Annotated in this window: 28 protein-coding genes and 3 pseudogenes; 10 read left to right on the top strand and 21 right to left on the bottom strand. The window is 53.1% G+C overall.

Annotated features, from left to right (window positions below):
* Window positions 1-6: 6 nt before the first annotated feature.
* From traB to PAT9B_RS25665, 5 genes are read right to left on the bottom strand one after another with little or no spacing between them, the layout of a single operon-like run.
* The gene (traB, locus tag PAT9B_RS25685) at window positions 7-1374 is read right to left on the bottom strand and encodes an F-type conjugal transfer pilus assembly protein TraB (protein ID WP_013512199.1); all 1368 of its coding nucleotides are present in this window, start codon (window positions 1372-1374) and stop codon (window positions 7-9) included.
* Entirely contained in the window at window positions 1371-2108 is a 738-nt protein-coding gene (gene traK / locus PAT9B_RS25680; RefSeq protein WP_013512198.1) for an F-type conjugal transfer protein TraK, read from the bottom strand. Before traK ends, traB begins: the two co-directional genes overlap by 4 nt.
* A 3-nt stretch (window positions 2109-2111) precedes the next feature.
* On the bottom strand, window positions 2112-2711 hold the full coding sequence (locus PAT9B_RS25675) for a TraE/TraK family type IV conjugative transfer system protein (protein WP_013512197.1): 600 nt from the start codon (window positions 2709-2711) through the stop codon (window positions 2112-2114).
* Window positions 2712-2762: 51 nt separating this feature from the next.
* Window positions 2763-3065 (bottom strand): type IV conjugative transfer system protein TraL, encoded by a 303-nt coding sequence (traL, locus tag PAT9B_RS25670; protein WP_013512196.1) that lies wholly within the window; start codon window positions 3063-3065, stop codon window positions 2763-2765.
* Between the two features lie 8 nt (window positions 3066-3073).
* Window positions 3074-3466 carry a type IV conjugative transfer system pilin TraA gene (locus PAT9B_RS25665; RefSeq protein ID WP_013512195.1) on the bottom strand — a complete coding sequence of 131 codons (393 nt, stop codon included), beginning with the start codon at window positions 3464-3466 and terminating at the stop codon, window positions 3074-3076.
* Window positions 3467-3677: 211 nt separating this feature from the next.
* Here PAT9B_RS25665 and PAT9B_RS25660 point away from each other — a divergent pair, with 211 nt between their 5' ends.
* A complete protein-coding gene (locus tag PAT9B_RS25660; RefSeq protein ID WP_013512194.1) occupies window positions 3678-4364 on the top strand; it encodes a hypothetical protein in 687 nt (228 codons plus the stop codon).
* Window positions 4365-4735: 371 nt separating this feature from the next.
* Here the strand turns inward: PAT9B_RS25660 and PAT9B_RS25655 are convergent, their stop codons facing one another.
* Entirely contained in the window at window positions 4736-5128 is a 393-nt protein-coding gene (locus PAT9B_RS25655) for a relaxosome protein TraM (RefSeq protein ID WP_013512193.1), read from the bottom strand.
* Window positions 5129-5977: 849 nt separating this feature from the next.
* Here PAT9B_RS25655 and PAT9B_RS25645 point away from each other — a divergent pair.
* Window positions 5978-6511 carry a lytic transglycosylase domain-containing protein gene (locus tag PAT9B_RS25645; protein ID WP_013512192.1) on the top strand — a complete coding sequence of 178 codons (534 nt, stop codon included), beginning with the start codon at window positions 5978-5980 and terminating at the stop codon, window positions 6509-6511.
* A gap of 22 nt (window positions 6512-6533) precedes the next feature.
* Here the strand turns inward: PAT9B_RS25645 and PAT9B_RS25640 are convergent, their stop codons facing one another.
* Together PAT9B_RS25640 and PAT9B_RS25635 are read right to left on the bottom strand one after the other, a co-directional pair.
* On the bottom strand, window positions 6534-7355 hold the full coding sequence (locus tag PAT9B_RS25640) for a DUF932 domain-containing protein (RefSeq protein ID WP_013512191.1): 822 nt from the start codon (window positions 7353-7355) through the stop codon (window positions 6534-6536).
* Window positions 7356-7411: 56 nt separating this feature from the next.
* On the bottom strand, window positions 7412-7723 hold the full coding sequence (locus PAT9B_RS25635; protein WP_013512190.1) for a hypothetical protein: 312 nt from the start codon (window positions 7721-7723) through the stop codon (window positions 7412-7414).
* A gap of 239 nt (window positions 7724-7962) precedes the next feature.
* On the opposite strand from PAT9B_RS25635, the gene PAT9B_RS31040 reads away from it, so the two are divergent.
* A complete protein-coding gene (locus PAT9B_RS31040; protein WP_190274693.1) occupies window positions 7963-8127 on the top strand; it encodes a hypothetical protein in 165 nt (54 codons plus the stop codon).
* 319 nt (window positions 8128-8446) lie between these two features.
* Here the strand turns inward: PAT9B_RS31040 and PAT9B_RS25630 are convergent, their stop codons facing one another.
* The 11 genes from PAT9B_RS25630 to PAT9B_RS31295 form a co-directional block, all read right to left on the bottom strand.
* Window positions 8447-10042 (bottom strand): IS66 family transposase, encoded by a 1596-nt coding sequence (locus tag PAT9B_RS25630; RefSeq protein ID WP_013512188.1) that lies wholly within the window; start codon window positions 10040-10042, stop codon window positions 8447-8449.
* A 26-nt stretch (window positions 10043-10068) separates the two neighbouring features.
* Window positions 10069-10440, bottom strand: coding sequence for an IS66 family insertion sequence element accessory protein TnpB (tnpB, locus tag PAT9B_RS25625; RefSeq protein WP_013512187.1), 372 nt, complete (start codon window positions 10438-10440; stop codon window positions 10069-10071).
* Window positions 10427-10771, bottom strand: a complete 345-nt coding sequence (locus PAT9B_RS25620) for a hypothetical protein (protein ID WP_013512186.1) — start codon at window positions 10769-10771, stop codon at window positions 10427-10429. The genes tnpB and PAT9B_RS25620 overlap by 14 nt, the downstream gene beginning before the upstream one ends.
* A gap of 326 nt (window positions 10772-11097) precedes the next feature.
* On the bottom strand, window positions 11098-11280 hold the full coding sequence (locus PAT9B_RS30795) for a hypothetical protein (protein ID WP_049792248.1): 183 nt from the start codon (window positions 11278-11280) through the stop codon (window positions 11098-11100).
* 244 nt (window positions 11281-11524) lie between these two features.
* Window positions 11525-11776, bottom strand: coding sequence for a hypothetical protein (locus PAT9B_RS31305; RefSeq protein ID WP_223300512.1), 252 nt, complete (start codon window positions 11774-11776; stop codon window positions 11525-11527).
* A gap of 51 nt (window positions 11777-11827) precedes the next feature.
* Window positions 11828-12094 carry a hypothetical protein gene (locus PAT9B_RS31300; protein WP_223300511.1) on the bottom strand — a complete coding sequence of 89 codons (267 nt, stop codon included), beginning with the start codon at window positions 12092-12094 and terminating at the stop codon, window positions 11828-11830.
* 229 nt (window positions 12095-12323) lie between these two features.
* Window positions 12324-12458 carry a hypothetical protein gene (locus PAT9B_RS31430; protein ID WP_255360073.1) on the bottom strand — a complete coding sequence of 45 codons (135 nt, stop codon included), beginning with the start codon at window positions 12456-12458 and terminating at the stop codon, window positions 12324-12326.
* 41 nt (window positions 12459-12499) lie between these two features.
* The gene (locus tag PAT9B_RS25605) at window positions 12500-13273 is read right to left on the bottom strand and encodes a hypothetical protein (RefSeq protein WP_013512184.1); all 774 of its coding nucleotides are present in this window, start codon (window positions 13271-13273) and stop codon (window positions 12500-12502) included.
* A 3446-nt stretch (window positions 13274-16719) separates the two neighbouring features.
* A complete protein-coding gene (locus PAT9B_RS25595) occupies window positions 16720-17058 on the bottom strand; it encodes a PerC family transcriptional regulator (RefSeq protein WP_049792247.1) in 339 nt (112 codons plus the stop codon).
* Window positions 17051-17248, bottom strand: coding sequence for a hypothetical protein (locus tag PAT9B_RS25590; protein WP_255360082.1), 198 nt, complete (start codon window positions 17246-17248; stop codon window positions 17051-17053). Before PAT9B_RS25590 ends, PAT9B_RS25595 begins: the two co-directional genes overlap by 8 nt.
* Window positions 17249-17585: 337 nt before the next feature.
* Window positions 17586-17906 (bottom strand): hypothetical protein, encoded by a 321-nt coding sequence (locus tag PAT9B_RS31295; RefSeq protein WP_049792245.1) that lies wholly within the window; start codon window positions 17904-17906, stop codon window positions 17586-17588.
* Between the two features lie 287 nt (window positions 17907-18193).
* Between PAT9B_RS31295 and PAT9B_RS25580 the strand changes: the two genes are divergently transcribed.
* The 5 genes and pseudogenes from PAT9B_RS25580 (at window position 18194) to PAT9B_RS30770 (ending at window position 21356) form a co-directional block, all read left to right on the top strand.
* Window positions 18194-18472, top strand: a complete 279-nt coding sequence (locus PAT9B_RS25580) for a hypothetical protein (protein WP_013512179.1) — start codon at window positions 18194-18196, stop codon at window positions 18470-18472.
* 133 nt (window positions 18473-18605) lie between these two features.
* The gene (locus tag PAT9B_RS31035) at window positions 18606-18776 is read left to right on the top strand and encodes a hypothetical protein (protein WP_013512178.1); all 171 of its coding nucleotides are present in this window, start codon (window positions 18606-18608) and stop codon (window positions 18774-18776) included.
* Window positions 18777-18842: 66 nt separating this feature from the next.
* Entirely contained in the window at window positions 18843-19001 is a 159-nt protein-coding gene (locus PAT9B_RS31030; protein WP_013512177.1) for a YlcI/YnfO family protein, read from the top strand.
* Between the two features lie 200 nt (window positions 19002-19201).
* A pseudogene (locus tag PAT9B_RS31025) lies at window positions 19202-19998 on the top strand (transposase).
* Window positions 19999-20235: 237 nt separating this feature from the next.
* Window positions 20236-21356: pseudogene (locus PAT9B_RS30770) on the top strand (IS3 family transposase).
* Between the two features lie 208 nt (window positions 21357-21564).
* Here PAT9B_RS30770 and PAT9B_RS25560 read toward each other — a convergent pair.
* Window positions 21565-22308, bottom strand: coding sequence for a YdiY family protein (locus PAT9B_RS25560; protein WP_041526178.1), 744 nt, complete (start codon window positions 22306-22308; stop codon window positions 21565-21567).
* 1165 nt (window positions 22309-23473) lie between these two features.
* Here PAT9B_RS25560 and PAT9B_RS30125 point away from each other — a divergent pair.
* A pseudogene (locus tag PAT9B_RS30125) lies at window positions 23474-24591 on the top strand (IS3 family transposase).
* A gap of 281 nt (window positions 24592-24872) precedes the next feature.
* Complete coding sequence (locus PAT9B_RS30460) at window positions 24873-25082, top strand: hypothetical protein (protein ID WP_013512174.1); 210 nt, start codon at window positions 24873-24875, stop codon at window positions 25080-25082.
* Between the two features lie 644 nt (window positions 25083-25726).
* On the opposite strand, the gene PAT9B_RS31290 is transcribed toward PAT9B_RS30460, so the two are convergent.
* Complete coding sequence (locus tag PAT9B_RS31290; RefSeq protein ID WP_049792243.1) at window positions 25727-26011, bottom strand: DUF1173 family protein; 285 nt, start codon at window positions 26009-26011, stop codon at window positions 25727-25729.
* Between the last annotated feature and the right edge of the window lie 22 nt (window positions 26012-26033).

Below are 26033 nucleotides of genomic sequence, written 5' to 3'. Positions count from 1 at the left end.
CTCCTGTCAGTTGATGGTGTCACCGAGGCGAAGCTGACTGGCCTGACGCAGCACTTCGTCGGGGTTCAGTACCGGGGCGTTGCCGCCACCGCTGTTTGCCGGCGTAACCGCAGCAGTCTGCTGCGTGCCGGCCTGTGGTGCGGCTTTCTTCTCTTTCTCCGCGTCCGCATCCTCGATGGTCGCCAGCCGGAATCCCTGCTGGAAGACCACGGTGACGGCGTTACCGGCCCCGATATCAATCACCGGGTGGTACTGCTCAGCACGTTTGATCCAGTACTGACTCAGCGTGTCGGCGGCCTTGCTGGCCCCGCCACCAAATCCCTGCTTCAGGATATCGCCCGCGCCCACAGACGCCGAGGCCCCCAGACCCACGGTCGGCGTGGCGGCAGATTTGATCCCCTCCCCGAAGCCGGAAAGCAGGCCGGCTGCGCCGGCGTTGGCGATGATGGCACCGTTGCGCATGACCGGCTTGCCGCGGATACCCTGCTTGCCCTGGTAAGCCACATGCCCGTCAAACGGCATATCGATGTGTTTACCGTTTTTCAGGATGCAGCTGATGTTTTTCGTGCGGACTTCGCCGCGCTCGCTGGAGATATCACCGTAAATTTCCCCGGTGACGCGGCACTGGTCGAGGCTGTACGTTTTACCGTTGGGCATCGAGACATCCCCGATAAGGGTGATGACCACGGGCGAGGTGTTCTGCTGACCGGTCACGCTGGCGTTGGCGTCTGCCCCCTCAATCATGACCGCCTCAGAGAACGACCCCGACGGTATCCACGGCAGGTTCGTTTTTTTCGCCGCGAGCGAGGCATACGTGAAGGTGTCACGCTGAAGGCCACCGGCGCGTACCGTGCCGGTGCCGGGGTAAAACCGGCTTCCCTGACCGGCAGAAGGCCCGCCTGACGGATCCCCCACTCGCCACTGTGCCGGTCCCGCCGGGCCGGTGGAGACCGGGGCATTCGCAGCAGGACCGGACGGCGGTGTGCTGCCCTGTCCCGGCCCGGCAGGCGGTTTGCTGCCCTCCTGCATCTGCTGCTTCTGCAGCTGAGTGATGGCATCCGCCATCGTGCCCAGCTTCTTCTGCAGGTCCTCATTCTGCGCCTTCAGCGTGCCGGTGAGCGACGCGAGGTCCTTTTCCAGCCCGGCGGTTTTGTTCTGCTGCTGCTGCAGCGCCGAGGTAGCCACGCCGCTGGTGAAGGACGTGTTCACCAGGCTGCCGGTCATATCCGGCGCGGATTTCTGTGCCGGATGGTTCAGCTCAGCCTGATGGCGTGAATACGCCCAGATGCCGCCGCCGGTGGCGAGCATCACCGCCGCGGCCGCGCCGGCAATCATCCACTGCCGGCGGCGGGTCAGGGTATTGATGCTGCTCATGCCCCGCCCTCCTTATCCGTGGAGAAAATCACCCACACGTACCCTTCCCCGTTCGCATACAGGGTGCGGGTGGAGAGCATCACCGCGCGCACGCCCTGCTGCCAGAACTGCTTTTCACTGAGGGCGCGGGTGACATAACCGGTGTTTTTCATCCGGTAACGCACCACCCGCAGGTGTGAGCCTGCCAGCTGACGTTCCGGCGAGAGCAGGACGTCGGCGGGCGGGTTGTACGCCGGAGCCCGGCTGGCCTTTACGTCGGTATAGCCGTCAGGCACGCCGCCGTTTGCCACGGTGCGCGCCACGCTGACCAGCGTTTTCGGGAACGGCTGGCTCTCTTCCCACACCTTCGCGTCCGGGTTCGGCTTCAGCGGCACGTCCGAAGGGATAAGCTCCAGCGTGCGGCCGCTGCCGGGTTTCGGTGACACATCGAGCGAGACGCTCACCCCGCCGGCCGTTTCGATAAAGAGGGTGAAATCCTGCCCGGTCAGCGGCGTGATGAGCAGCGCGCCGTCGGCGGTGCTGTCCCGGGTGTACGCGCCCTCCGGGCCGGTGACGGCGGTAATCAGTTCGCCGTCGATGACAATTTTGTTCGGGCTGGTGTTGCTCATCTGCGCCTTCAGGTGCGCGTTATTTTCAAATACGGTGCCGGCCGGGCCGGGCACCACGGCTGAGGCCACGGCGGGCAACAGCGTAAGCGACGCCACGGCGGTGAGCACGAAAACGGTTTTCTTCATGATTCAGTCCTGTTGCGGGCGGCGGTCAGGTTGCGTCCAGGGCACTTCCGTGAAAGCCGTCAGGCGGATAAGGCCGTCCACGTAGTGCACGCTGAGTCGCCAGGCTTTGTTAGCGTCAGGCAGCGAAAGTTTCAGGTTGCCGCTGGAGGTGCCGGCGCTCAGCGTGCCCCTGACGGTGATATCACCGGTGATGGTGTCGGTGGTTTCATCGTCAAGGCGGAACACGGAGGAGACGCCGTACTTTTTGATGTATTCAGCTTCGGCGGCCAGCTGTTTTTTCATGGCGTCACGGTCTTCCGGCGGAACAAAGCGCAGCAGGGCGGCGTGCTGGCTGTCCACGGTCTCGGGCGTGACGGACAGGCGAAGATTGATAAACGAACGGACCAGCAGTCCGTTCAGGGCGTCGTCTCCGGAGGCGGCGGTGGAGACAAACGGCCGGTCAAACAGCATGGGAACGGTGATGGTTTTCTGGGTGCGGGCAAAGTGCCATGCGAGGGCGCCGGTGATGCCGTTCGCGGCAATGCTCAGGGCCAGAAGCGAACCCAGCCCCGCCAGCGCCAGCACCGTTACACGATTGCGCCCCTCCCGGACCTTGTACTTCATATCGGTTTTCCTTCTGTCGGTAATACGCGCCACCCGCAGGTGGCGCACGGGTTACTGCATCCAGTGCCGGTTGCCCGAGTCGGGCACCCGCCTGAACTGCAGCCGGAGCAGCGCGGTCGGCAGATACCAGTAAAGGAGATTCAGGAGCCACCAGGTGCCCTGCCCCTTCTTCAGATGGCGGATTAACAGCCACAACGCGCCGGCCACAACCAGCATCACGATGAACATGTCGCAGAGCAGGCCGATACCGGCGCACGCAACGATGACCACGGCCTCTTCTGTCGGGAGTCCGAGAATACGTTTCTGCTGATTGAGGGTTTCCGGGAACTGGTACTGAAGCGATTCCCTGTCCATGACGGGGATTAACCGGCGAGGCTGAAGAGAACGCGGGTGACGACAATAAGGAAGCCGAGGCCGCCCACGAACAGCATCGGGTTGCGGGTTTTGATGTAGGCGCCGATGGAGATGATGACTTCGGCAATGTACAGCCCCCACTCGATGGTACTGCCGTGGCCGAACGTATCCTTCGCATCCTGCTTCTGGCTGGAGAGCAGGTCTTCGGCGCGCACCAGATGCGGGAGCGCGAAGCACAGCACTGCCAGGGCAATCAGCAGCACGTTAACGCGGTGGCGGCGGATAACGCTAAAGGCGCGCAGAACGATGCCGATAATGCCTGATGGCACTCTGGCCCGGCGCGACGGGCAGGCTTCCGCAGCCCCCTCCGCCAGCGCGGGATTGCCTGAGATAACTTTCATGTAAAAAACCCTCAGTTTGAGTCAAGGAAATGTCATTGCGCGTAAACAGACGTAACGCGACACAAGTGTACATTTACGCAAAAAAAAAAAATCTGTGATACTCATCACATTTTTTACCTTCATTTTAATATTTTTAGGATTATTCCCGGTCGGCGGACGCGTAGGCTTTCCGTTTACTCAGGGGCACGCCTCGTAAGGAGGTCATAACAACATGAAGGTCAAAGAGAAGCTGGGCGACGGACGGGGACGTCCGCGCAAGTATGCGCACGGCGAAATGCAGTACCGCAAGCTGTGGCTGCCGGAAAACCTGCTGACGGAGCTGCGGGTCGCCGCCCGCGTCAGGGGGTACACGACGAATGATGAGGTCATCAGTCGTCTGGTGAGTTCCCTGCGCTTCACGCCGCGCCGGCCGGTGATTAAAACCGACGGGGGCCAGCGGCTGGTCGCACTGGCAAGATTATTTGATGAGTTTCTCCGGTCGAGGCTGGATATTATCCGCAGTGAATACGAAGAGAATAATCATCAGAACGAAACAGACGACAGAAAAACATTTGTGCCGGGAAAGAACCGGGCGTTCAGCAGCAGCTTTCCCGTTAATTTACGCCGCGATATGGAAATCAGCGCACGGTTTAATCAGCACAGCGTCAACCAGGAAATCATGGAGCGGCTGCTGGCCTCGCTGAATTATTTCACGGAGCAGCAGCTGCCGGAGAACGAAGAAGTACACCGCCTGCGTGAACTGGCCATTCTGTTTGACGAATTTATTTCAGAAAAAGTGGCGGTGGCGGAAAACCCGCTGACGAATAACACCGGGGAAGAAAAAAAGAAAAGCAGTAAGGCAGTCTTCAGGCCGGGCGGAATGCCCGGATTTTTTATTCCTGTCAGGAAACCGCCGTAAAAAACGAACAAGTCCCGTCCCCCCCTTAATTTTTAATCCCGGACATGAAGCATAAATCCGCACCGGAGCCATACCGGCTGGACGAAATCATTAACACCACGGCTGAATCCGATAACGCCGGCACAGAATCTACTATCACTCCCTTCCCTGCCTGCATTCATTCCGGTGAGGAAAATAAAAACCCGGCACCTGTTTTTTGCCGGTAATGATAATTTTCAGTGGTGTTTATTCCGGATGCCGCTTACCTGTTCAGTGATACAGGACAGAAAATATGAGAGGTTTCATGGGGGAGAAAACCGCCGTCTTTCCCGACGGTTTTTTAATTAACATTACTGAGTAACTTCAGACCGGATACGGAAGAATCAGGGTGGTTAATTGTCTTCCAGAAGAAAGTGTTTACTCTCCGCTTTATCTTCAGCGGCGGACATGGACGAAAGGTTACGGTCAATAATCTCTTCCAGTCCCTTGTCCACGTCTTCACCCCGGATCCGCAGATACATTTCGGAGAGCATCGCCATCATGATGCTGATTCCTTCACGACTGCCGGAGACCTTACGGATTAAATCCCGATTGAATCCCTCCATGTCGAACTTATTCCCCTCACCCTGGTGTTTCTTTACCATCAGACCGATACCGACAAGCTCATTCACCACGGAGGAAAAGTTCACGTCACCGTGTGTGGCCCCGTTCTGAATCTCAATCTGCACCAGCTCCTGGACTTCCCTTTCGGTTTTTTCTTTGAAGTAGATGTTTCGTCTGGCCATACCATTATCCTTAATGCACGCTCAGGATATTTCCTGCTCGCTGTGTGTTGTATGTTTTTATTTTTAAACTCCGGGTCAGCCACCGGGACAGGCTGAATCCCTGCGGTTCCTTTTTTTATTATTCTTACGGATTTCGCTGTGTGTCAATCCGGCACTGTGTATTAATTTTACCGGGTGTGTTAATCCGGCACTGCACCCGGTTTTTATGTGTGTCAATCCGGCACTGCGCCCGGTTTTTGTGTGTGTTAATCCGGCACCGCACCCGGTTTTTGTGTGTGTCAATCCGGCACTGCGCCCGGTTTTTATGTGTGTTAATCCGGCACTGAACCCGGTTTTTATGTGTGTTAATCCGGCACTGTGTCTGTTTTATTATATCGCAACACACTGATTTAAAGAGATAGCCACAATTAACACACAGGGGAGTGCCGTTTGCAGTGCCGGATTAACACACAATCCGGCACTGCATTAACACACAATCCGACACCGTAATATCATCTAATCAGGCACTGCCTTAACACACAATCCGGCACTGCAAAGTGTGTTAATTAACACACCTTTTCGCGGATACTGGCCGGATGCAGTAAATTATCAGAAGTAACACCATGTTTTAAAAACAAAAAACCGCAAGATAAAATCTTGCGTGGGGTGTGATGTGAGTAACCCTGTAAAAGCGGCTTGTGAAATACCCCCCTTCCCGCTGTTTTAAATAATCCGGCATGGTCATAAGAAGGTCACGCAGAGCGCCCCGTGCGCGTCTGTAACGAATTATCTTGCGCATGATTACCTGAGAGGGTATTTTTCACGCAGACGCCCTCAGCGCATTCTGCGCGTTATGATGAGATTATTTTTATGAAATGGTTCGCCTGTGCAGGCTTTGCCGCAATATTCAGCGTGCAGGCTGCACCAGAAATGTGTTTCACAAAGGCCGGGGAAGGTTTCGGTATTGATCCGCGCCTGCTGATGGCACACTCCATTCAGGAATCGCGCATGCGTAATAATGCGCTGAATACCAGAAGCAGCGGGGGAACGCATGACGTCTGCAACATGCAGATCAACAGCTCTCATTTTGATCAGCTGAAAAAGTTTGATATTACGCGGGAAAGGCTTCTGAAAGATCCGTGTATCTGCATTTATACCGGCGCGTGGATCGAGGCGCGCAATTTCAGGCAGTACGGCAGGAACTGGGACAGCGTCGGGATGTATAACACCGGCCCCAGCCCGAAGCTCATAAAACAGCGCCGTGAGTATGCGGCAATAATTAAAAGTATCTATCGCGTGCTTATCGCCCGTGATGAGGTTTATGCTGCCATGACACAGCAGAATAAAAAAACGCCTGCGCCGGAAACTTTTCTCAGCGCAGACGTTGACACCCGCATAAAATAACCCCGTATATTGGAGTTAATATTTATGCTTTGAGTTTTGCGAACTCCTCCGCCATTTTCCACAGCGCCTGATTAAGTTTTATATCGCCATCAATTCCCGTCACCGGTCGGGTAGTGATTCTTTTTCCTTTCGCCGTTCTGCCGGAGACGCCACCTTTGATCAGATTCTCCTGAACGATATTAAATGCGGTCCACAAATCGGTGCCTTTGTCATACCAGGCACGCGGCTGAATAATACGCTCAGCCGTGACGGGCGACTCTTTACCGTCATATTTATACTCCAGAGCCAGCTGCCCCAGCAGGCGGCGTTCTTCACTGTTTACCTGAATGGATTTCATTGTGTCGATGTTATTTTCGACCTTATCGAATACGCCCAGTACCTCATAAGCACCCTCAATCACCTGCGACACAATATCACCTTTGTGCGGCACGCTGATTTCGCCAAATGATTTCCAGCACACCAGTCCGTTGCTGCACACCTGGCGGAAAATACCGGGGATCATTTTATAACTGCTTGAGCCATCGTGACTGTTCAGTAAAACAATTTCAGGGACTTCGGCACCGGACAGATTATTTCCCCGGCGCAGGCGGATCATGTGTTTGGTAAAGTCACGGCGCTCCGGGTCGCGCACGCGTGACTGACTGGCGTAATAAGGCTGGAAACCTTCGTCGCGCAGTTTATCCAGCAGGGTGATGGTTGGAATATACGTATAGCGGTCAGATCGGGAGTCGTGTTTTTCAGCGGAAAAGGCGCTCGGCACGACGCGCATCAGCTCATCATTGGTCAGTGGATTATTTTTACGGACAGACGTGGGGGCGGCGTAGCGGGTGGCAAAACGGACCATAATAAAATTCCTTATATTGAGAAAGACGGTCAAATCAACGTGTTTTCTGGCCGGGATCATTCCCCGGCAGCAGCGGCGTAATACTCCCGGACGACCACAAATCCGGTGTCATATTCCTGGACGGCCACGGGATACCCTTTGTGGACGTAAATTTTCAGGGCTTCCGACTCCGGGGTAGGCTCCTCAATGAGCGTCATCCCGGCCAGTACGGCCTGGTGCACGCCCGCCACGCCGGTAAACTCACCGTTTGCACGGATCCAGAGGTACAGGTCCGCAAACTGAGCCGGACTCAGGTCGCGGTTTTCCTGTCCCTTCCCCCGTGTTTCGGTAGATTCTGAAGCGGCGGTGTTGACGTTCTGTGTGTTCATGCTGGTTTCCTCTTATCGGTTGCTTTAACCCTGTTTCGGTGAGTTCCTCGCGGCGAAGGGCAGAGTAGCGACGGGCGAGGGATGCACGAAGGGCGTCACCGGAGGCCGCAGCGCAAGCGAGCAGAGCGAGTGCGAACGGGCGAGGAACGGCGAAGCGTACCCTTCAGGGCAGACGGAGAACGGTGCTACGAACAGCCCTCCGCGGGGAGCACACCGGAACAGGCTGCACGACTGGGGAGATGAGCAGGAACACACCCGACACGACGGAACGGCGTGGCGGCATTAAAGGGCGCAGCGCGCCCGGTGAATGCAACGGCGACAGCCGGTTGCAGCCACTGACCTTCGCCATCAGACCCTGGCCGGGAGGCCCGGAACACGCCCCCGCGTGGTCCGGTGGAGCGTAAGCATGCGGGCAACTCGCATTGACAGAGCGGTTTTGGCTAATTTCGGCGAATCGATCGTCTCAGGTTTCAGTGCGGGTGTTCTGTCAGGCGTTGAAGTACTGACCAGGGTGTTTGCGGACAGGTGTCGAAGTACTGACTGCGGTAATCGCGGAGATGCGGTGCAGGTGCTGACTGTGGCTGAAGCCCCGTGGGACAGGGCTTTGCCGCGATCCCTGTGTCAGGGGCGCAACACCCGACTACAGGAATGACGCCGGTATCGCGGATTAGCTGCCTCCGGTTCGCCTTTCCCGACAACGGTTTTTTTCAGTATCCCGAGCCTTTACCTGCTGAACCGGTATGTCGAAAACGGCAGCAACTCATCCAGCCGATCCTCCGACCACGACGGTAGTCGTTTCAGCACGTCCGACAGCCAGGCATGCGGCTCCAGACCGTTCATTTTCGCCGTTTCCAGCAGCCCCATGATTCGCGCGGCACGTTCTCCTGCGGCCAGAGAACCCGCGAACAACCAGTTGTTGCGCCCCATCGCCACCGGCCTGATGACCCGTTCGGCACGGTTATTTTCCATGGGAACCCTGCCATCCTCCAGGAAGCGAACCAGTGACGGCCACGTTTTCTCCTTCAGCGGATAACGTATCGCTTTATACAGGGCAGACCCTTTCTGGCAGGCATCCAGTTGCTCTGTCAGCCAGGTATGAAGTTTCTCAAGCAGAGGTCTGGTATACCGTCGTCGCCACCGGACCTTATTTTCCGGTGAGCGGGTGCGGATGCGCTCCTCCAGACTGAATATCCGGGCGAGCACTTTCAGAACGAACCCTGCACGCGGATCCCCACTGGCCTTATATAACTCAGCGAACCGTCGGCGGGCGTGACTCCAGCATCCGACGTTGATGATACGGTCGTTTTCTTTCGCCACCGACTTGTAGACGTCACAGTCATCGGTGACCAGATATCCGCCCGCCCATTCTGACAGGAATGCCAGCGGATATTTAGCACCCCGGCCCGCATGACATTCGAAGACAACGACGGGATTGCCGCTATGCTCGCCGCTGATGTAGCTCCAGAGCCAGCCCCGTAAGGATGAGCCTCCTTTTTGGGTATCCAGGATACGCATCGACGTCTCATCGGCATGGATAACATCGCGGGTTAAGATTAAACGGCGTAGCTGTTCAGCCAGGGGCATCAGGGCTACGCTGACTGCGCCAACCCATCCGGCCATTGTGCTGACTGACAGATCGACATCGGCCCGGGCAAAAATGTGCCGCTGGCGATAAAGTGGCAAATAGTCCCGGTATTTGCTGACCACCACCTGAGCAGCCAGGCTGGCTTCTGCATTCCCTTTCGGGATAATCTGCGCGGGCACGTCACCACTGACCACCCGCTGGCAGCAGGTGCACCCGTACTGTGGGCGAACATACTGATTAACGACGAAGTGCGCCGGGATATACTCCAGTTTTTCACTCACTTCGTCGCGGATATGGCGCAGCATCCCCGGGCACCCGAGATCCGGACAGTCATCAGTCGACGCGGGTTCAATGGTTTTTACGACCCGTGGCAGATGGGCCGGAAGGGGTTTACGAACGGGGCGGAGTGCGGGCCGGGTTTCACCGGCATCATCGGGCTGTAACAGCGTTCTCAGCCGGACTTCCGTCGCCGCGATATCCGTGTCCACATCCTCTTCGAAGAGCTGGCGCTGTAGCCCGGACAGCGATTCGCTTTTTCGCCCGAATCGATGCTGCCGGGCCAGCATCAGCGCCTCTTCCAGCAGACGGATACGTTGTTCTTTTTCAGCATTCTCAGACACCACTTTTTGCACCATGGCAAGCGCCAGAGTGCGAAGCTGTTCGATGTCATTGGTGGTGCTGAGAAGTGAGATATCCATACCCTTAATACTACCATGGCGGGCATGGATATTCATTATTTTACACAGGGTTACACCCTGTTTTACAGCTGATGTGCAGATGGAAGGTCTTCACTCCGGAAGACCCCGTCCGCCAGGTTATGTCCGTCCATTTGTTGCCAGTCGATGCCGGTTATCAGCCATTCGAACTGCTCAGGCGTCAGAGACCATGCGGCATCATTTGCACGTGGCCAGTGAAAGTGACCTTTATGCAGACGCCGGGTGCACAGCCATACTCCGTGCTTGTCCCAGCGCAGCACTTTGATGCGCGTCCGGGCCTTATTGGCAAAGACAAAAGCTGCACTTTCGTGCCATGAAGATTTCAGCGTGTCCTGCACATACTGTGTGAGGGTGTCGATCCCCCGGCGCATGTCCACAGGTTTCACGGCCAGGAAGACATTATCAGGTTTCAGCATAGCGGAGGGCCCTGAAGACGTCGGTCAGTTGTGAAGGATGGCAGCACATGCGTATTCCACCGGGCAGAAAGAGCGTGACAGGTTCATTTACAGCAGCAGGGGGCTGCTGAAGGGTGTCGACGGGTGCTGCAGGTGCATCAGAAACCCTGACGGGGATGATTTCCGGGGCGTTTGCGCGTTGTTCAGCTTTTGCGACATCCTGCGGCCACTGTCGCAGTGATTTGAAAGGAATATCGTAAAGGTCGCAATATTGTGCACGGGTGAGGCCACTGGCTCTCCATGCGGCGACGTGATGCTTTTTCTGGTCAAGAGTCCATCGAATTTTTGGCATTGTTCGATCTCCACGGGAGTTGTACGAATGCCGGTAATGCTAACTGCCTGAAAATTCCTGTGAAGATGAGTTCGCCGCAACATTACGGTGGAGCTTACCGGCTCTGCCGGTTAGCGGAGCGGGGCTGACGACCCGGCACCGCCGGGGAGCCGTCAGGGGGCCATGCCCTTTTCTTCTGTGGTTCTGGCGCGGAAAAATGCCCACAGACAACCGTCAAAAAAGTACAGCATGAGGAAGAACAGCAGGGGGAAAACGCGAACACTGCACGGGGGCGGACGCAGAAGGAGGAAGCAGTCCGGTGCGTCAGCACCGGGCCGCTCCTGCTTTTACCGCCCTTCTTCTTCGTTTTCCGTCTCCGCATCGTGGTGCAGTTGGGCAGTCGCCAGCAGGCCATCAAACGCCATTCCGCCGCTGTCACACAGGTGCATCAGGTCAGCCAGCAGGTCCGAGACGGCGGTCTCTGCCGGTTCCCCGTCAGCATCGAGGCCGGTCCTTTCCGCGAAGGTCACGAGTGCGGCCGCCGTGGCGCTGATGCGCTCAGTGTTACCGGCGTCAAAAGGCAGTACCCCGTCCCCGTCACCGGCCAGTGTGATCAGGTCTGCAAAACAGAGTTCCTACCCGGCAGGATAAGTATCCGGTGCTAAAGTCATTAATGATGTCATGGATGATATCGCCGATTATCAGAGTACTGTTGTCTTTGTATTGTTATGACAACTGAAACAGGCAGGGGCACACCCCCCTGCCTTTTTTCCGTCAGGTGATAACTTTCCGGTTACAGATAACTTTCCAGTCGGTACAGGACGGGTTGTCCCGCAACGGCGTCAGGCTGACCACGTTCTCCGCCACGCCGTTCATCACCAGAATGCGCTCAATGCCCGCAAACCAGTCCTCACCTGGGCGCACCGGAAACCACAGGTTGCTGTTGATGCCGCTCAGCAGCGGATCGTTACAGAAGTGCACGCCCCGCCCCTGCCGCGTTTCACATCCCGTGACGATAAGCTCCATGCGCACCCCCACCGTGACGGCGCTGCGCGCCAGCTGCTCCGCGACGTCGCTTCAGCACCACTCTGCCGAATCCGGCACCGGCAGCTCCATGCAGCGCAGGAATTTCTCCCCTGCCCGTGCCGCCCGCTGCGCCAGGCCGAGCACTGAAGGTTCGCCGCTGGCGGCGTCTGCACCGTCCAGCCAGTGTCCGTTGTGGAAAAAAGCCTCATCCCCGCTATCAAGACGGATAAAACAGTATGCACCCATCACGCGGGCGATATCGGCCTGTTTGACCGGCGTCAGCGCGGATGCCGCATTCAGAAGGGTTTCCGTACTCATGCTTTTGCCTCCATCATTGTGTGTACAGCCTGCATAAACTGCGGCCACTGCCGGAATGGCATGGGACGCATGGTGGCCCTGCGGCCATTTCTGAGGCCATTTACAAACGCCTCTGCCTATGACAGGATTTGCGGGTCAGAATTCATAACAACTCTCCATTGTTGGTTTTGATGAGGCAGTCAGCCGGTAACTGACTGCCGTGGAAGAAGCAGGCAGACGCCTGCTTTTTTTACGCCCGTGTTCTGCCGGACGCTCCGTCACTGATTTCACTAAGACGCCCGGCCAGCTCTGGCGACAGACCGGCAGGTGGCGTGAATTTTCCCGGCAGGGACGTGTCAGTACTGTCTGCGTGATGTGTCTCCATAGTTATCTCCCGGTCCGGCAGCCTGGCTGCCGGATAAATAATCAGGCAATATCAGCCACATACATGGAATACCCTGCCATCAGTAACAGCGCCAGGTGAGAACGCCCCGCACTCCATGCAGTTTCACCGGTTTCTCCGAATAATTTCATGGCAAGCTGACCGGCACAGTTCCAGGCTGACAGGGAGGAAAACGGCACCACCGGACGCGGACGGGTCCAGTCCGTTACCGTGTTGCAGACGCGTTCCGCGATATTCCGAATCGTGCCGTTCAGCAGCTCCTCCCGTTCCATTTCGTCCATTTCTCTTGTGCTGAGTGTGGCCAGACAGGCCAGATCGTTGCGCAGTGCCTGACTGAGGCCCGGTATTTCCGGCACGTTAGCAGACACCGGAGCGACTGTTTTCATACTCCGGAGAGTCCGCGCCTTCTTTTCTGCCGATGCGGCCTGAAACACCGCCAGTTCCGGCAGGCTTTCCGGGTATTCCTCATCCCACAGAGATGACAGCTTCATACCCTGTGCCAGAGACTCTACGGAGCGGACCATGTCATACACCACAGGCGTGGTGAGCCCGCCCATCTCCGCCAGCTCTGTCACCAGGCAGGCGGCTTCCTGCGGGGCAAAAATTTCAACGTTATAATCCGGTGCATCAATGCCGAGGCGTTCAAAGGCACGGTACATCATCAAATCGCCTTCCGTTTTTGCGAGACGGATGAGCGCACTGGTTTTGCGGGAAATAAAGGTGATGGAAGGGTTGTTCACCCATGTTTTGGGAGATTCTGGCGTGGCGGTGTTGACGTTGACGTTCTGTGTGTTCATGGCACTTCTCCTGTTCCGGTGTGTAGTCATGTTTCGGTCGATCCAGTCGCGGCGAAGGGCAAAGTAGCACCGGCAGTGAACGGAGAAAGGGAGCCCCCGCAAACCGCAGCGCAAGCGAGCAGAGTGAGTGCGAACGGGTGAGGAGGCAGCGAAGCGGGGCCCTTTCGGAAGTGAATCGACTGTGCTACGGAAAGTCCTCCGCGAGTGGCGACCGGGACATGCTCTCCGGACGGGCCGACGGGCAGGAACACACCCGACACGACGGAACGGCGTGGCGGCATTAAAGGGTGCCGCCCGGTAAACGCACCGGCGGCAGCCGGTTGCAGCCCCTGACCTTCGCCATCAGACCTGGCCGGTTAGCGGAGAGGGGCTGACGACTGCCCGCAGGGGCAGGAGCCGGAGGGGCCGAGCCTTTTCCCCCTGTGGTTCTGGCATGGAAAATGCCGGAAAACAACCGGCGAAAAAGCACAACGAGAGGAAAAGCAGCAGGAGGAAAGAGCAAACACTGCACGGGGACGGACGCAGGCGGAGGAGGCTGGCCGGTGTGCCGACAGGCCATCAAACGCATCCCTCTGCTCTCACAAAGATGCATCAGGTCGGCCAGCAGGTCCGTGACGGCGCTCTCTCCCGCTTCCCCGTCAGCATCCGGGCTGGTCCCTTCCGCGTAGGTAATGAGTGTGGCCGCTGATGCACTCAGTGTTACCGGTGTCGAAAGCCAGAACCCCGTCCCCGTCACCGATCAGTGTGACCAGATCAGCAAAACAGAGTTCTTCACCAGCAGGATGGCAGGCAGCTGCTACAGTTACAGATGAGGACATGGATGCTTCTCCGAGGTTCAGGTAATGTCACCGGTTTTACCGGACCGATGGCGGAAACGGGCAGGGGTACCCCCCTGCCTTTTTTCCGTCAGATGATAACTTTTCGGTTACAGATAACTTTCCAGTCGGTACAGGACGGGTTGTCCCGCAACGGCGTCATACTGACCACGTTCTCCGCCACGCCGTCATCACCAGAATGCGCTCAATGCCGCAAACCAGTCCTCATCCGGGAGCACCGTAAATCACAGGTTGCTATTGATACCGCTTAGCAGCAGGTCACTACAGAAGTGCACGCACCGCCCCTGCCGCGTTTCACACCCCGTGACGATAAGCTTAATGCAGCGCAGGAATTTACCCCTGCCCTTGCCACCCGCTGTACCAGACCGAGTACAGAAGGTTTGCTCCTGTCGGTGCTTGCTCCGTCCAGCCAGTGACCGTTGTGGAAAAAAGACTCATCGCCGTTATCAAGACGGATAAAGCAGTATGCACCCACGGGCGATATCGGCCTGGGTGACCGCCGTCAGCGCTGGTGCTGCATTCAGAGTGGTTTCCGTATTCATATTTTTGCCTCCATCATTGCATATAAGCCCGCATTAACTGCGGTCACTGCCGGAACGGCAAGGGCCGCATGGTGGCCCTCGGCCATTTCTGAGGCCATTTACAAATGCCTGTGCCTGTGCCATAGTTAGTTGGTCAGAATTCATAAACTCTCCAGTTTCGCTATTTTGACGGGGCGGATTTTCCCGGGGGGGAATTCTTCGCTGTGGAAGAAGCAGGCAGGTGCCTGCTTTTTTTACGCCTGTGATTTGCCGGATGGCCATCAGACAGCTCCGGTGCCAATCCTTCAGATTGCATGAATTTCCACGGCAGGGGCGTGCTAATGCGGGTGAAAGTCCGCAGTGCATCGGGTTCTGTCCCCTGCGCAATGCTGGAAATGGAAAAGACAATTATCGGGAAGATTGCAGCCGCCAAGAATGCGATGTACCGCCGCTGGTGGGCACCATCGACCCGGGCTTTATCAGTAGACTCACCCCGGGCAGCAGGCCGCCCTCACACTCATTCTGCTGAGTTCTGACCGCTTTACGGCGGTACAGGGGTTTTGTCGACACCGGTAAAACCATGCAGTTTAAGGCTGTAAGGGCGCCAGTTGAGACCCTACCCAGGGCGGAAGCACGCTGGTTATCGGGCTGCCACACTCACCCTTGCGGTAAAGGAAATTCGCGATTACGGTCGTTCGAAATACGACCATCTTCATACAGGGCATTGTAGCACCCGTACGCGCCTGCCTGCAGAATATCACTGTACACGTTGCGGATGCATGCCCTGCGGTCCGGCGAGTGTTCAGCTTTATGGCGGATTACTTTGGGTTTCTGCTCTTTATGCGAATGACGAATTCTGAAGCACACATGGAAACATTCAGCGCGTGGGGGCTGGCTGTGAATTTACATAGGCTTTCACTATGCCTTTTAAATGCGTTAAATTCCCAGCAGGTGCGGCAGACGGTTTTTCATCAGATGGCATCATACTGCCGTTGAAGACAGTTAGGTGTGGTAAAACCGGGCTGAATGCTGGCAAGAGTAACCACGTAGCCAGCCAGGCTTTCAGCATCACGCAGCGCCGTAAGGTGAACTCCCGTCACTAGGGTCGGGATAAACTCTGTAATCCCGGATGCGTTTTGCACCCGAATCAAGGGTCTGCCATATAGCCTTTCGGCACCACATCGTAATCTGTCGCCGTCTCGAGTTCGGGCTTAATTTGTTCTGCCGCAGCCCACTCCCTTTCAGTGCTCGGCCCCCCAGCCTGTGTGCCCTGCTTCACTTTCATGCCAACTTCAAATAATATTTATGCAGTTGATATTATTCATAAAATGGAATTATTAGAACAACAAAACTCCTGTTGCCTTACCGTATCCGACTAAGCACTACACCAGTACCACATTTATACTGTGCTGATTTTTACCTTACAAAAAGGATTTACCAGCACTTGGGTGAAAACACAATAAACCGCACAAAGTGTTAAAACACACCGTTTAATGAAAAGATTGCGACACATACCGTCAATTAGCTTGTGTGAGGTAGGTTTGGCAGAAAGGATATTCCGCTGAGTTAATCTGATACTCACGAGGTGATATGGGTATGGGTAAGGTAATAAAGTGGGGTGTCAGAATTGCTGCTCTTATTTCTGCATCTTCCCTCATAGCCATTCCATTCGGTCATTGTTCTCAGGATTATATGACCTTATCGGACTGCATTATGTTGCTGGTATGGGGGCACATGGAGTGGGAAATCTGGTTGGGTAAAAAATAGACCGCTCATGAAACCGGTGGTTGTAAAAACATATACCTCATGCTGTTAACTTTGGAAATGGCTGCCACCGAACTATCTGATTACTCTGCCTTCTTTCCTGCTGGCAATTGCGACACAATGTATGCAGGGCAGCGGTTCAACCCCGTACAGAAGCCTTGTCAGTTGGATCCCATCTTTGCAGCCTACCTTGTACCCCAAGGTAGGCTAGCGATCCGTGCGATTCCATCACCAAGCATCCTTCCCTGTGAACTGTCGACAGTGCGGGCATAATAGTTATTACCAGTCAGAAACAGCAGGGTGCCTAAGCCTGTTATGAAAGTTATTATCGGGAGTTATTGTCATTTCGTCTTCTCAGCCTGCCTTTTCGATCGCGATCTATTCCCATCTCTTTCTCGGTTTTACTGGCCGCTTGCCGCAACTTATACTGTGCGTCAGGTTCGCGTTGTGCTGGCTCCAACTGCCTCAGGCATCGCTTCTGATGACTCACTGCCTGCTCCCGCTCATCATCTGTGACGCTGTTTCTTGCCACTTCTGCCCAACGAGTGGCAGCCCGCCGAAAAAATCCTTTTTCTTCCAATTCTTCGGCTTTTTTATCAGTGACCATATGCTCTCTCTGCTCAGTATGCCCGGTGTCATGCCAGCCACTGACGGCTCTATTCATCCTTCAGCGCCCGTCTGACCTTATCCCTGATCAACTGAAGAAATTCAACGGGTGTGGTGCCGCACGGTTCGGGAACGAATGTGCATCTGAAGTCCTTCTTCAAATCATCGCATTCATTGATGAAAAGGTCGATATCATCTATCACAGCGTATCTCATTCCTTTATGTGATACCGCCAGAAATGCATCAATCTTTGGTTCAAATTTTTCATTGTCATAAATGAGGTCATAATCCTGAGCGAAATAAATTTCAACGGATCACCCAGCGCTCTGATGTCGATTCTGCCCTTCGCTTATATCTGCAGTAAAGCAGTCAGCAGAAAGTAGGTTTTACCATTATATAGATTGAGTTCAATTACAACGCGAACCCTGTAGCAGTACTTAACCTGCCGGGAATCACGCTGAACTGGAATACTTGTTGGATGAGAGAACATCAGGCTCAGGAGCACCCTTACGGAAGGTTTAACGGTGTATTTTCACCCACATCAGAACTTGGTTTTATTATCGCTGAGAAATCTTGAAATCAGCTTCAGATCAATTTTTGCAGTCCGTGACGGCTTTTCAGTCTCATAAACAACTCTTCCGGTTTTTTTCCAATATGTCTTCCAAGTGCATGTCCACCTCCTGCACGACGGGACACCGCTTCATCCTCAGCCAGCTTGATCCACCCGCCACGATTAGCAGCAAACCCGAGCGGTATTGCCAAATCCACAGTCAGTCCCACTTTCATGGCCGTGTTTTTATTATCAAGCAGCGATTTGGCCGACAGGACAATAGATTGTGTCAGTCTGCCGTCCGGTCCATATCTGCCGGCCAGATGACCGGATAACATCAAGGTGGTGAGTACCAATAAAAACGCATTTGGCTTTGGTCAGCATGGTGTGTTCAGGTAACATACACATAGCACCTGCTCAAAACATCGCCATCAAAGCACCAAACATCCACAGACATCCATACAGCCGGTTACTGTGCGGCTCACCTTCCCTGCGGGATAAAACAACGCCAGCGCAAACTAATACGCAATGGGTATGTTAACACTCCGAAAGATAAAGACTGATTAATGTAAATATTCTTACCCGAGGGCACATAACTGCCAGTTCGGTGTCTATTCACCAGTTAGAGAACCAAGGTAAACACATGCGATACAATAAAACCGAGGCATATAAGAAAATCGTCAGCGCCTTCAATGATTACGACCTCGAGTTTGAGGCAACTGAAGTAAGAACTATAAGGTTTCGTGTATTTCTCGACAGCGACAGACTTACCTGCGTCAGGCTTCCAGCCATCAGCTATTACGAATGGAAAAGTCCCTTTCTCCTTGACAATGCCATTATCAATGCCAGAAATTACCTTCAGGGTGAGATAGTCAATCTTGGCGGTCTGGCATGGGCCAAGGCTTCCGGAGATAGGCTATAGCGGCCAGAATTGTTCCTGAATCTCTGGTCGGAGTAGGGATTGTGCCTCAGCCAGAAAGCGCGAAATGCCTAAAACCGTTTTTTTCAATAGCGTTATGCTCAGGCTTCCATCCATCTTTGCTGAGGAGTGAATCATGAGCACAGATCCGCTGAAAACTAATGTAAGTGACGGTCTGGTAAAAATGCATGAGGCAGCAGAACTTATTCCCGAAGAAAAAATTGCAGAACTTGCTGAAAAAGCAAAGAAGGATGCTGAAGAATTCATGCAGCAACGGCGCGAACATGACAGAAAGTCTGACAACTGAGTGGTCTCTATTTCTGGTGCGAGATCTGATGAGGATTCAGGCGCACAACCATAAGGAGCTTTACTTATGGCAACTGCCAAAGAAAATAAAAACTCACAATCATTTACGGCCCGCATTCCTAATGAGATTTTTGAGAGTATGGAGGCTGTTAAACAAGACGGCGAAAGCAACGCTAAGTTTATTGTTAATGCCCTGCGTGGGGAAATAGCTCGCAGACAAACCTAAGGCTGTAGTAAAAACTCTTTAGTAACAGCTTTTGAGGCGCTAAGCTTCCCAGAGTTCAACCGCGGCTCGTCTTTGTTGAATAAATCGAACTTTTGCTCAATCTCACGATCAGAACACGCATTATCCTGATAACATAGGCAATCCCCGTGGCAAAGCAGAAGTTCAGAATCACCAACTGGAAGACCTAAAACAAAGCCCTTATCAACCTTGGCTCCATCACCTTCTGGCTGGATCATTAAGCGGTTAAGTGCATGGTACGAAACTGCAACACCGTTATCATGGGAACGACCTCAGCGCTATCCTGACCTTGCCATCACTACCGTACTGATGATTAAACGAATATCTCAACTCACCCTGCGGGCTGCTCAGGGATTTATTGATTCCATTTTTTCCTTATGGGCGTCCCGCTGCGTTGCCCGGATTGCAGCAGCGTCAGCAAACTGGCAAAGTCGGTTAGCGTCTGTTTAAAGCCCCTCCCGAGGTGAGATAGCCAAACTGGTGATTGATTCCACAGGGCTGAAATTCTTCGGTGAAGGCCAAAAAACACGGCAAAGAACACCGTCGGACCTGTCGCTGAACAACGTTCCGGACTCAGAGGCTTTTCCCGGCTTAATCCGGCAGCCCCACCGAAAAATCAGGTCAGCCACTGCGGACGGTGCTTATAAGAGCCGGTTATGCCACGATGAATTACGTAGTAAGAAAATCAGTGCCTCATCCCACCACAAAGGGTGCAGGTTACTGGGCTGGTGACTACACAGACCGCAATGGTGCTGTTGCAAACCAGCGACTGAGTAGAAGTAATGGCCGGTGGAGATGGACAAGAGATTACAGTCGTCGCTTGATAGCGGAAACACCCATTTACCGTCTAAAACAGCTTCCCGGTGGTTCACTGACATTGCGTGACTACGACGGTCAGGTAGCAGAGGCTTTTACCATGGTGCGTGCGCTGAACAAAATGATGAAGGCTGGCATGCCAGAACGCGTGCGTTTAGCCTGAGAATGAATCTCTTGTAGAAAGCCTCGCCTGGAATATGATTTATTCAACAAAGCCTTGTTAATTACAAACATTCCTGCCATTTGCCCTGCCCCCCACGAAACATTACTCTTTAACCCTGAGTATACATTTGTGCATCAGTAAAACCGGTTCAACATTGTTAATATCATGATCTGCTCCCCGTTGATTAACACACCGCGATGTTAGTAATGTCTTCATTAGCAACGTGAGGGCATCCCCATGAAGAAGCGTTTTTCCGATGAACAGATCATCAGTATCCTCCGCGAAGCCGAAGCCGGGGTTTCTGCCCGTGAGCTCTTCCGTAAGCACGCCATTTCTGATGCCACCTTTTACACCTGGCGTAAGAAGTATGGCGGCATGGAGGTGCCCGAGGTTAAGCGCCTCAAGTCGCTTGAGGAAGAGAACGACAGACTCAAGAAGCTCTTTGCCGAAGCCATGCTGGATAAGGAGGCACTTCAGGTGGCTCTGGGGCGAAAATACTGACGACAGACCAGAAGCAGGAAGCCGTTAAGTTTATGTGTGATGCGACCGGTCTGTCGCAACGCCGTGCCTGCAGGCTTACAGGTTTGTCCCTATCGACCTGCCGCTATGAGGCTCAGCGTCCGGCGGCTGATGCACATTTATCAGGGCGTATCACAGAACTGGCACTCGAACGAAGGCGTTTTGGTTACCGGCGCATCTGGCAGTTATTACGTCGGGAGGGCCTTCACGTCAACCACAAGCGGGTATACCGCATTTACCACCTTAACGGCCAGAGTGCGAAGCGCAGACGACGTCGTAAGGGTCTGGCGACTGAGCGGCTTCCGCTTCTTCGCCCGGATGCGCCGAACCTGACATAGTCGATGGATTTTGTCATGGATGCACTTGCCAGCGGCCGCCGGATTAAGTGCCTGACCTGTGTGGATGATTTCACTAAGGAGTGTCTGACCATCAGCGCAGCTTTCGGAATTTCAGGCGTTCAGGTCACGCGTATTCTGGACAGCATCGCGCTCTTTCGTGGCTATCCGGCGACAAGAAGAACCGATCAGGGCCCGGAATTTACCTGGCGCGCGCTCGATCAATGGGCCATTGATCATGGTGTGGAGTTGCGACTTGTCCAGCCAGGTAAGCCAACGCAGAACGGATTTATTGAGAGTTTCAACGGTCACTTTCGGGATGAATGCCTGAATGAACACTGGTTCAGCGATATTCTTCATGCCCGGAAAATCATTGATGACTGGCGGCAGGACTATAACGAGTCCAGACCTCATTCATCGCTGAATTACCAGACGCCGTCTGAATTTGAAGCAAGCTGGAGAAATGGAAAATTAGAAGGTAAACAAACCGACATTACTAACTGATCGTTGTATCTAATACTGGGGGCAGGTCACTGCGTAGAGACGGCGCAGTTTATGAAGCCCTATACGGACCGGGACCGCCCCCAACGGCCCAAGATGCCTAACGGTCAACAGTCCCACATATTACCGCACTTTTCCTACTTTTAGGCCGGTTTCTTTAAAGCACAGCAAACATCAGAGTTATACTCTGTACAAAAGGTACCGACATTTATCAGGGTATATTATAAACAATGGATATTTGCGTCTTAGTGTCACTTTTCTCCGGATCACTGGAGGGGGGGCTAGAGTTATGGGTGTAGTTATAGGTTAATTTCAAGGAAAAACTTTTATTAATATTAACCTGTAATCCAGTTTCCGAATTGATGGTGGTGTCATGCGTAGCAAGGACCGACAGCCCCTGAATAAAGCTCGCATTATCCGTTAATTTATAGGAATAGCTGAGTGCACCATAGGCCAGTGCACGAGTTGTCTCTCCCCCGTCGGTATATTCATCGTAGCGCACACCCGGACCAGCCTCGATACGTAAAGTATGCACAGGGCCACTGGCAATCTGCCTTCCATAACCAACGACTCCGGTATCCCTGGTCCTGTAGCCATTAAAACGATCGCTGAGCCAGCTCAGCTGGCCAAAAAGAAAATTGCGTTCGTCAAGATTATGCCTAGCTCGCGTCCCCATCTGATATTTTTCAGATGAACGAGTGTCATCAGAGGTATAGTTATATGCTTCACCCCATACGCTATACGCGTTCATTGCCCTGAACCAAGTCAGAGTTGAATCTGCACTGAGAGTTGAATTGCGTGAATTGCCCGACTGATGATTGTAACTTCCTTCAACATTCCCGGTAAATGCCTTTTTCGCTGTAGATGGATCATCTGGCACAGTGAAGATATCAACATTGGCGAACGCCGGGCACGTTGTGAAGAGCCATACTACGGCGAGAGTTTTTTTCTTCATGAAGGGTAATTTCAAAGCATATCCTCATTATTTAAAAGACATATATAAACAAGAATATTAGATATTCACTAGTCTCATTGGTAGTTTATTGTAAAAAGCACCAGCTTTTTTTGTAAAGAACACTGCAGTGTTAACACATGCCCCCCAAAAGCATAATATGGCAATAAGTAGAGTAAGAAACATTGTAGATAATGTCATATAAAACATGATTATTGCGCAACCAGTTTAATAATAAGCTGAGATCATTATGCTTCACAAGATAAACATGACCTTCTTAAAAAAGATATTATTTGAAGGTGATTATCAATTTATAATGTGACTTTAATGGCCGTTACTAAACCGAACCTAAATCCTTAACTGATATTATCTGTATAATAGATGTAATTTCGCAAGAGATGGCAAAAACCCCCTCAAATTATGATAATCACTGGTAAAATATACTTTTAAAACTGTATTTGTAACTCATAAAAAACCATTAAAAGAAATTAATCACTCTACTCAATGATGACAGTGTTCTCATAGATTAACACCGAGTATTTTACTGCGAGATGTGGTTCACTTCGCACAAAAAATTCCTTTCAAAAAAGGGAAGATAAAATTACAAAGCACATACATAATTTACCATTCTCAATATTTTTTCAACGCGAATAGAGTGATAGGCTATTACTTATGCTTGCAGGTCCCTTCGTATAACTTTAATCATAATTACGTTGTCAAACTGACTAAGAGACATATTATGGAAACTTTATTGCTTATCGCTATTAATATCATTCTCCTTTTGGTGATTATTTTTTCAGTATATAAGATAATCACCAATAAAACAATTCGGTCACCGTACAATCGTAAAAACTGATGTCTGTTTTTGCCTAAGCTAATAGACCATATATTATTATCAGATAATTAATAGGGAATAACAATTCTAGTGTCTTATAATTTCACCAATTTTCAGATCCAAGAGCCGGAAATGATCGCATACCCCCTTATTAAGATCGCTAAAGTCTGTATAGAAATTGCTTGATCACCTTCAACTTTTTCTTCAGGCGCTCCGCATACAGCGAGAGAGCAAACATCATCCTTATGATTAACAAGATTCTTGACCTGCTTCCCGTTGATTAACACACCACGATGTTAGTAATGTCTTCTTCAGCAACGTAAGGATATCCCCATGAACAAGCGTTTTTCTGACGAACAGATCATCAGTATTCTCCGCGAGGCCGAGGCTGGCATTTCCGTCCGTGAGCTTTCGTAAGCATGCTATTTGTGACGCGACCTTTTACACCTGCCGTAGGAAGTTTGGTGGTATGGAAGTACCTGAAGTAAAACACCTTAATTCTCTTGAAGAAGAGAACGCCCGCCTCAAGAAGCTGCTCGCCGAAGCCATACTGGATAAGGAGGCGCTTCAGGTGGCTCTGGGCCGAAAGTTCTGACGACAGACCAGCAGCGGGAAGCCGTTAAGTTTATGTGTGATGCGACCGGTCTGTCGCAACGTCGTGCCTGCAGGCTTACAGGTTTGTCCCTGTCTACCTGCTGTTATGCGGCTCAGCGACCGGCTGCTGACACGCAGTTATCTGTCCGCATCACAGAGCTGGCGCTTGAACGTCGGCGCTTTGGTTACCGGCGTATCTGGTAGCTTCTGCGGCGTGAAGGCCTTTGCGTTAATCACAAGCAGTTTACCGCATTTATCTTCTTAATGGCCTGAGCGTAAAACGCAGACGGCGTCGTAAAGGGCTGGCGACTGAGCGGCTTCCACTGCTGCTCCCGGATGCGCCGAACCTGGCCTGGTCGATGGATTTTGTCATGGATGCACTCGCCAGCGGCCGCCGGATTAAGTGCCTGACCTGTGTGGATGATTTCACGAAGGAGTGCCTGACTATCACCGCCACATTCGGGATTTCAGGCGTTCAGGTCACGCGTATTCTGGACAGAATTGCACTATTTCGTGGCTATCCGGCGACGATAAGAACCGATCAGGGCCCGGAATTTACCTGTCGGGCACTCGATCAATGGGCCTTTGAGCATGGTGTGGAGTTGCGCTTAATCCAGCCGGGCAAGCCAACACAGAGCGAATTTATTGAGTGTTTTAACGGTCGCTTTCGCGATGAATGTCTGAATGAGCACTGGTTCAGCGATATCATTCACGCCAGGAAAATCATTAATGACTGGCGGCAGGATTATAACGAGTGTCGTCCACATTCAGCACTAAATTATCTGACGTCATCAGAGTTTACAGCACGGTGGCGAAATGGAAAATTAGACAGTAAGAAAATAGATATTACTCACTGACGGTTGTATCGAATACTGGGGCAGGTCATTGCCTCATAAGGGCCACAGGAGCTACATGAAACTTCTGCGGATGCGGTCTCGTTGGCGGCGTGTATGTTACAGATGAGTGCCACCGAGCGTGGCGTTGTGGAGCATCAACAGATGATTGACGGCACGTAATGCCCCGGTATTTACGTACCGCACTTCCCCAGGACATAATCATTGCGTACTGTTCGTAACAACATTCAGCCGGTAGAAGGAAGCCGCAGTTGCCATACCAGCTATTTACGGAGGTGTCACGTATGGAGGATATTTCAGCAAGGCTCTGGACAATCGGTGCACTAGTACTGATAAGCCTGATGCTCTGGAGCTATGTGTTATGCCGAAGCATTGATTACTTTTTTCCGGCGGATGCCCGGGAACGTCAGCATCATAGCGTACGTTTACGTCGGGCGGGTCTGACGGCTGTGATGGTTACTTTGGCAACACTGCTACTTCTGCTGTCCGGTTGACTACGGGGAATAAAGATATTCCTGAGCAGGCATTGCGGATTTCTGTTGCCGGGTAATACCTACATATCCAGCGTTTTCCCTTCCGACCAATACAATACTGTTGTCCTTTGGAATTTACGGGCTTAAACTGCCCAATTCATTTGCCCTTCAGACTCATGCCGTTGACGTTCACACTCTTATTCAATTCATTTTTACTTTTATGGCCCTTCATAATGACCATCCTGCCATTTTTTACACTTGCTACGGTTCCGACTGCTGAACGGACAACCTTATGCATGCTGCATCATCTGAAGAAATGAGACCGGCCGTTCCTTCGTTGAGAGGGACAGATTAACTCCGATGAACCGCCCGGCTACCTCTTCGCAGATTTCGGTAACACCCGCCACGGTCGGGGAAAAGACGACATTGCCGCGCCATCCGGGTCGGCTGACGCATCCCACTGCCACCAGCTACCTACGCCATATTCCAAGTCATAGCGCAGCGGTTTTATGAAGGCGCGTTTTTCCTGCTACAGCTTTCCTCTACCAGCCCCTCATACACCGAGTCCAGCGGGATAAAACGCGGGCTAACCGTTATAAGCGCAACGTCAGTGAGCGTGCAGCTGCCGTCAGGCCATGTCAGACCGTTTGATGCCGGAAAGGTCATTATCGCGGATCGCCCTGAGCGATCACCACCACTTTCATGCCCCGGCGCCAGTGCCCCAGTTCACGCGAAAAGCTCCTCAGCAGCCGCCCGTGCACGTATTCCGGCAGCGTCAGTACCGGAAACCCGGCAAAGTGCCCCAGAGGCAGGGTGCTGAGCAGCCGTTCTTCTGCCTGCTCACTCCAGCCGGCCAGCAACGAGACGAAAATGAGCAGGCGGGATGCTTCTTTTGCCCTCCGGACCGCAGCGCGGTTTTCATCGGCCTGCGGTGTCCCTTTGCGCGCCATCAGCAGCAGGCTTTCCGGCAGC

Origin of the sequence: Pantoea sp. At-9b (assembly GCF_000175935.2) — a bacterium.
In the GTDB taxonomy this organism is placed as follows: Bacteria; Pseudomonadota; Gammaproteobacteria; order Enterobacterales; family Enterobacteriaceae; genus Pantoea.
The sequence above is the reverse complement of the archived record's forward strand: the minus strand, read 5'-3'. Positions and strand labels throughout refer to the sequence as shown.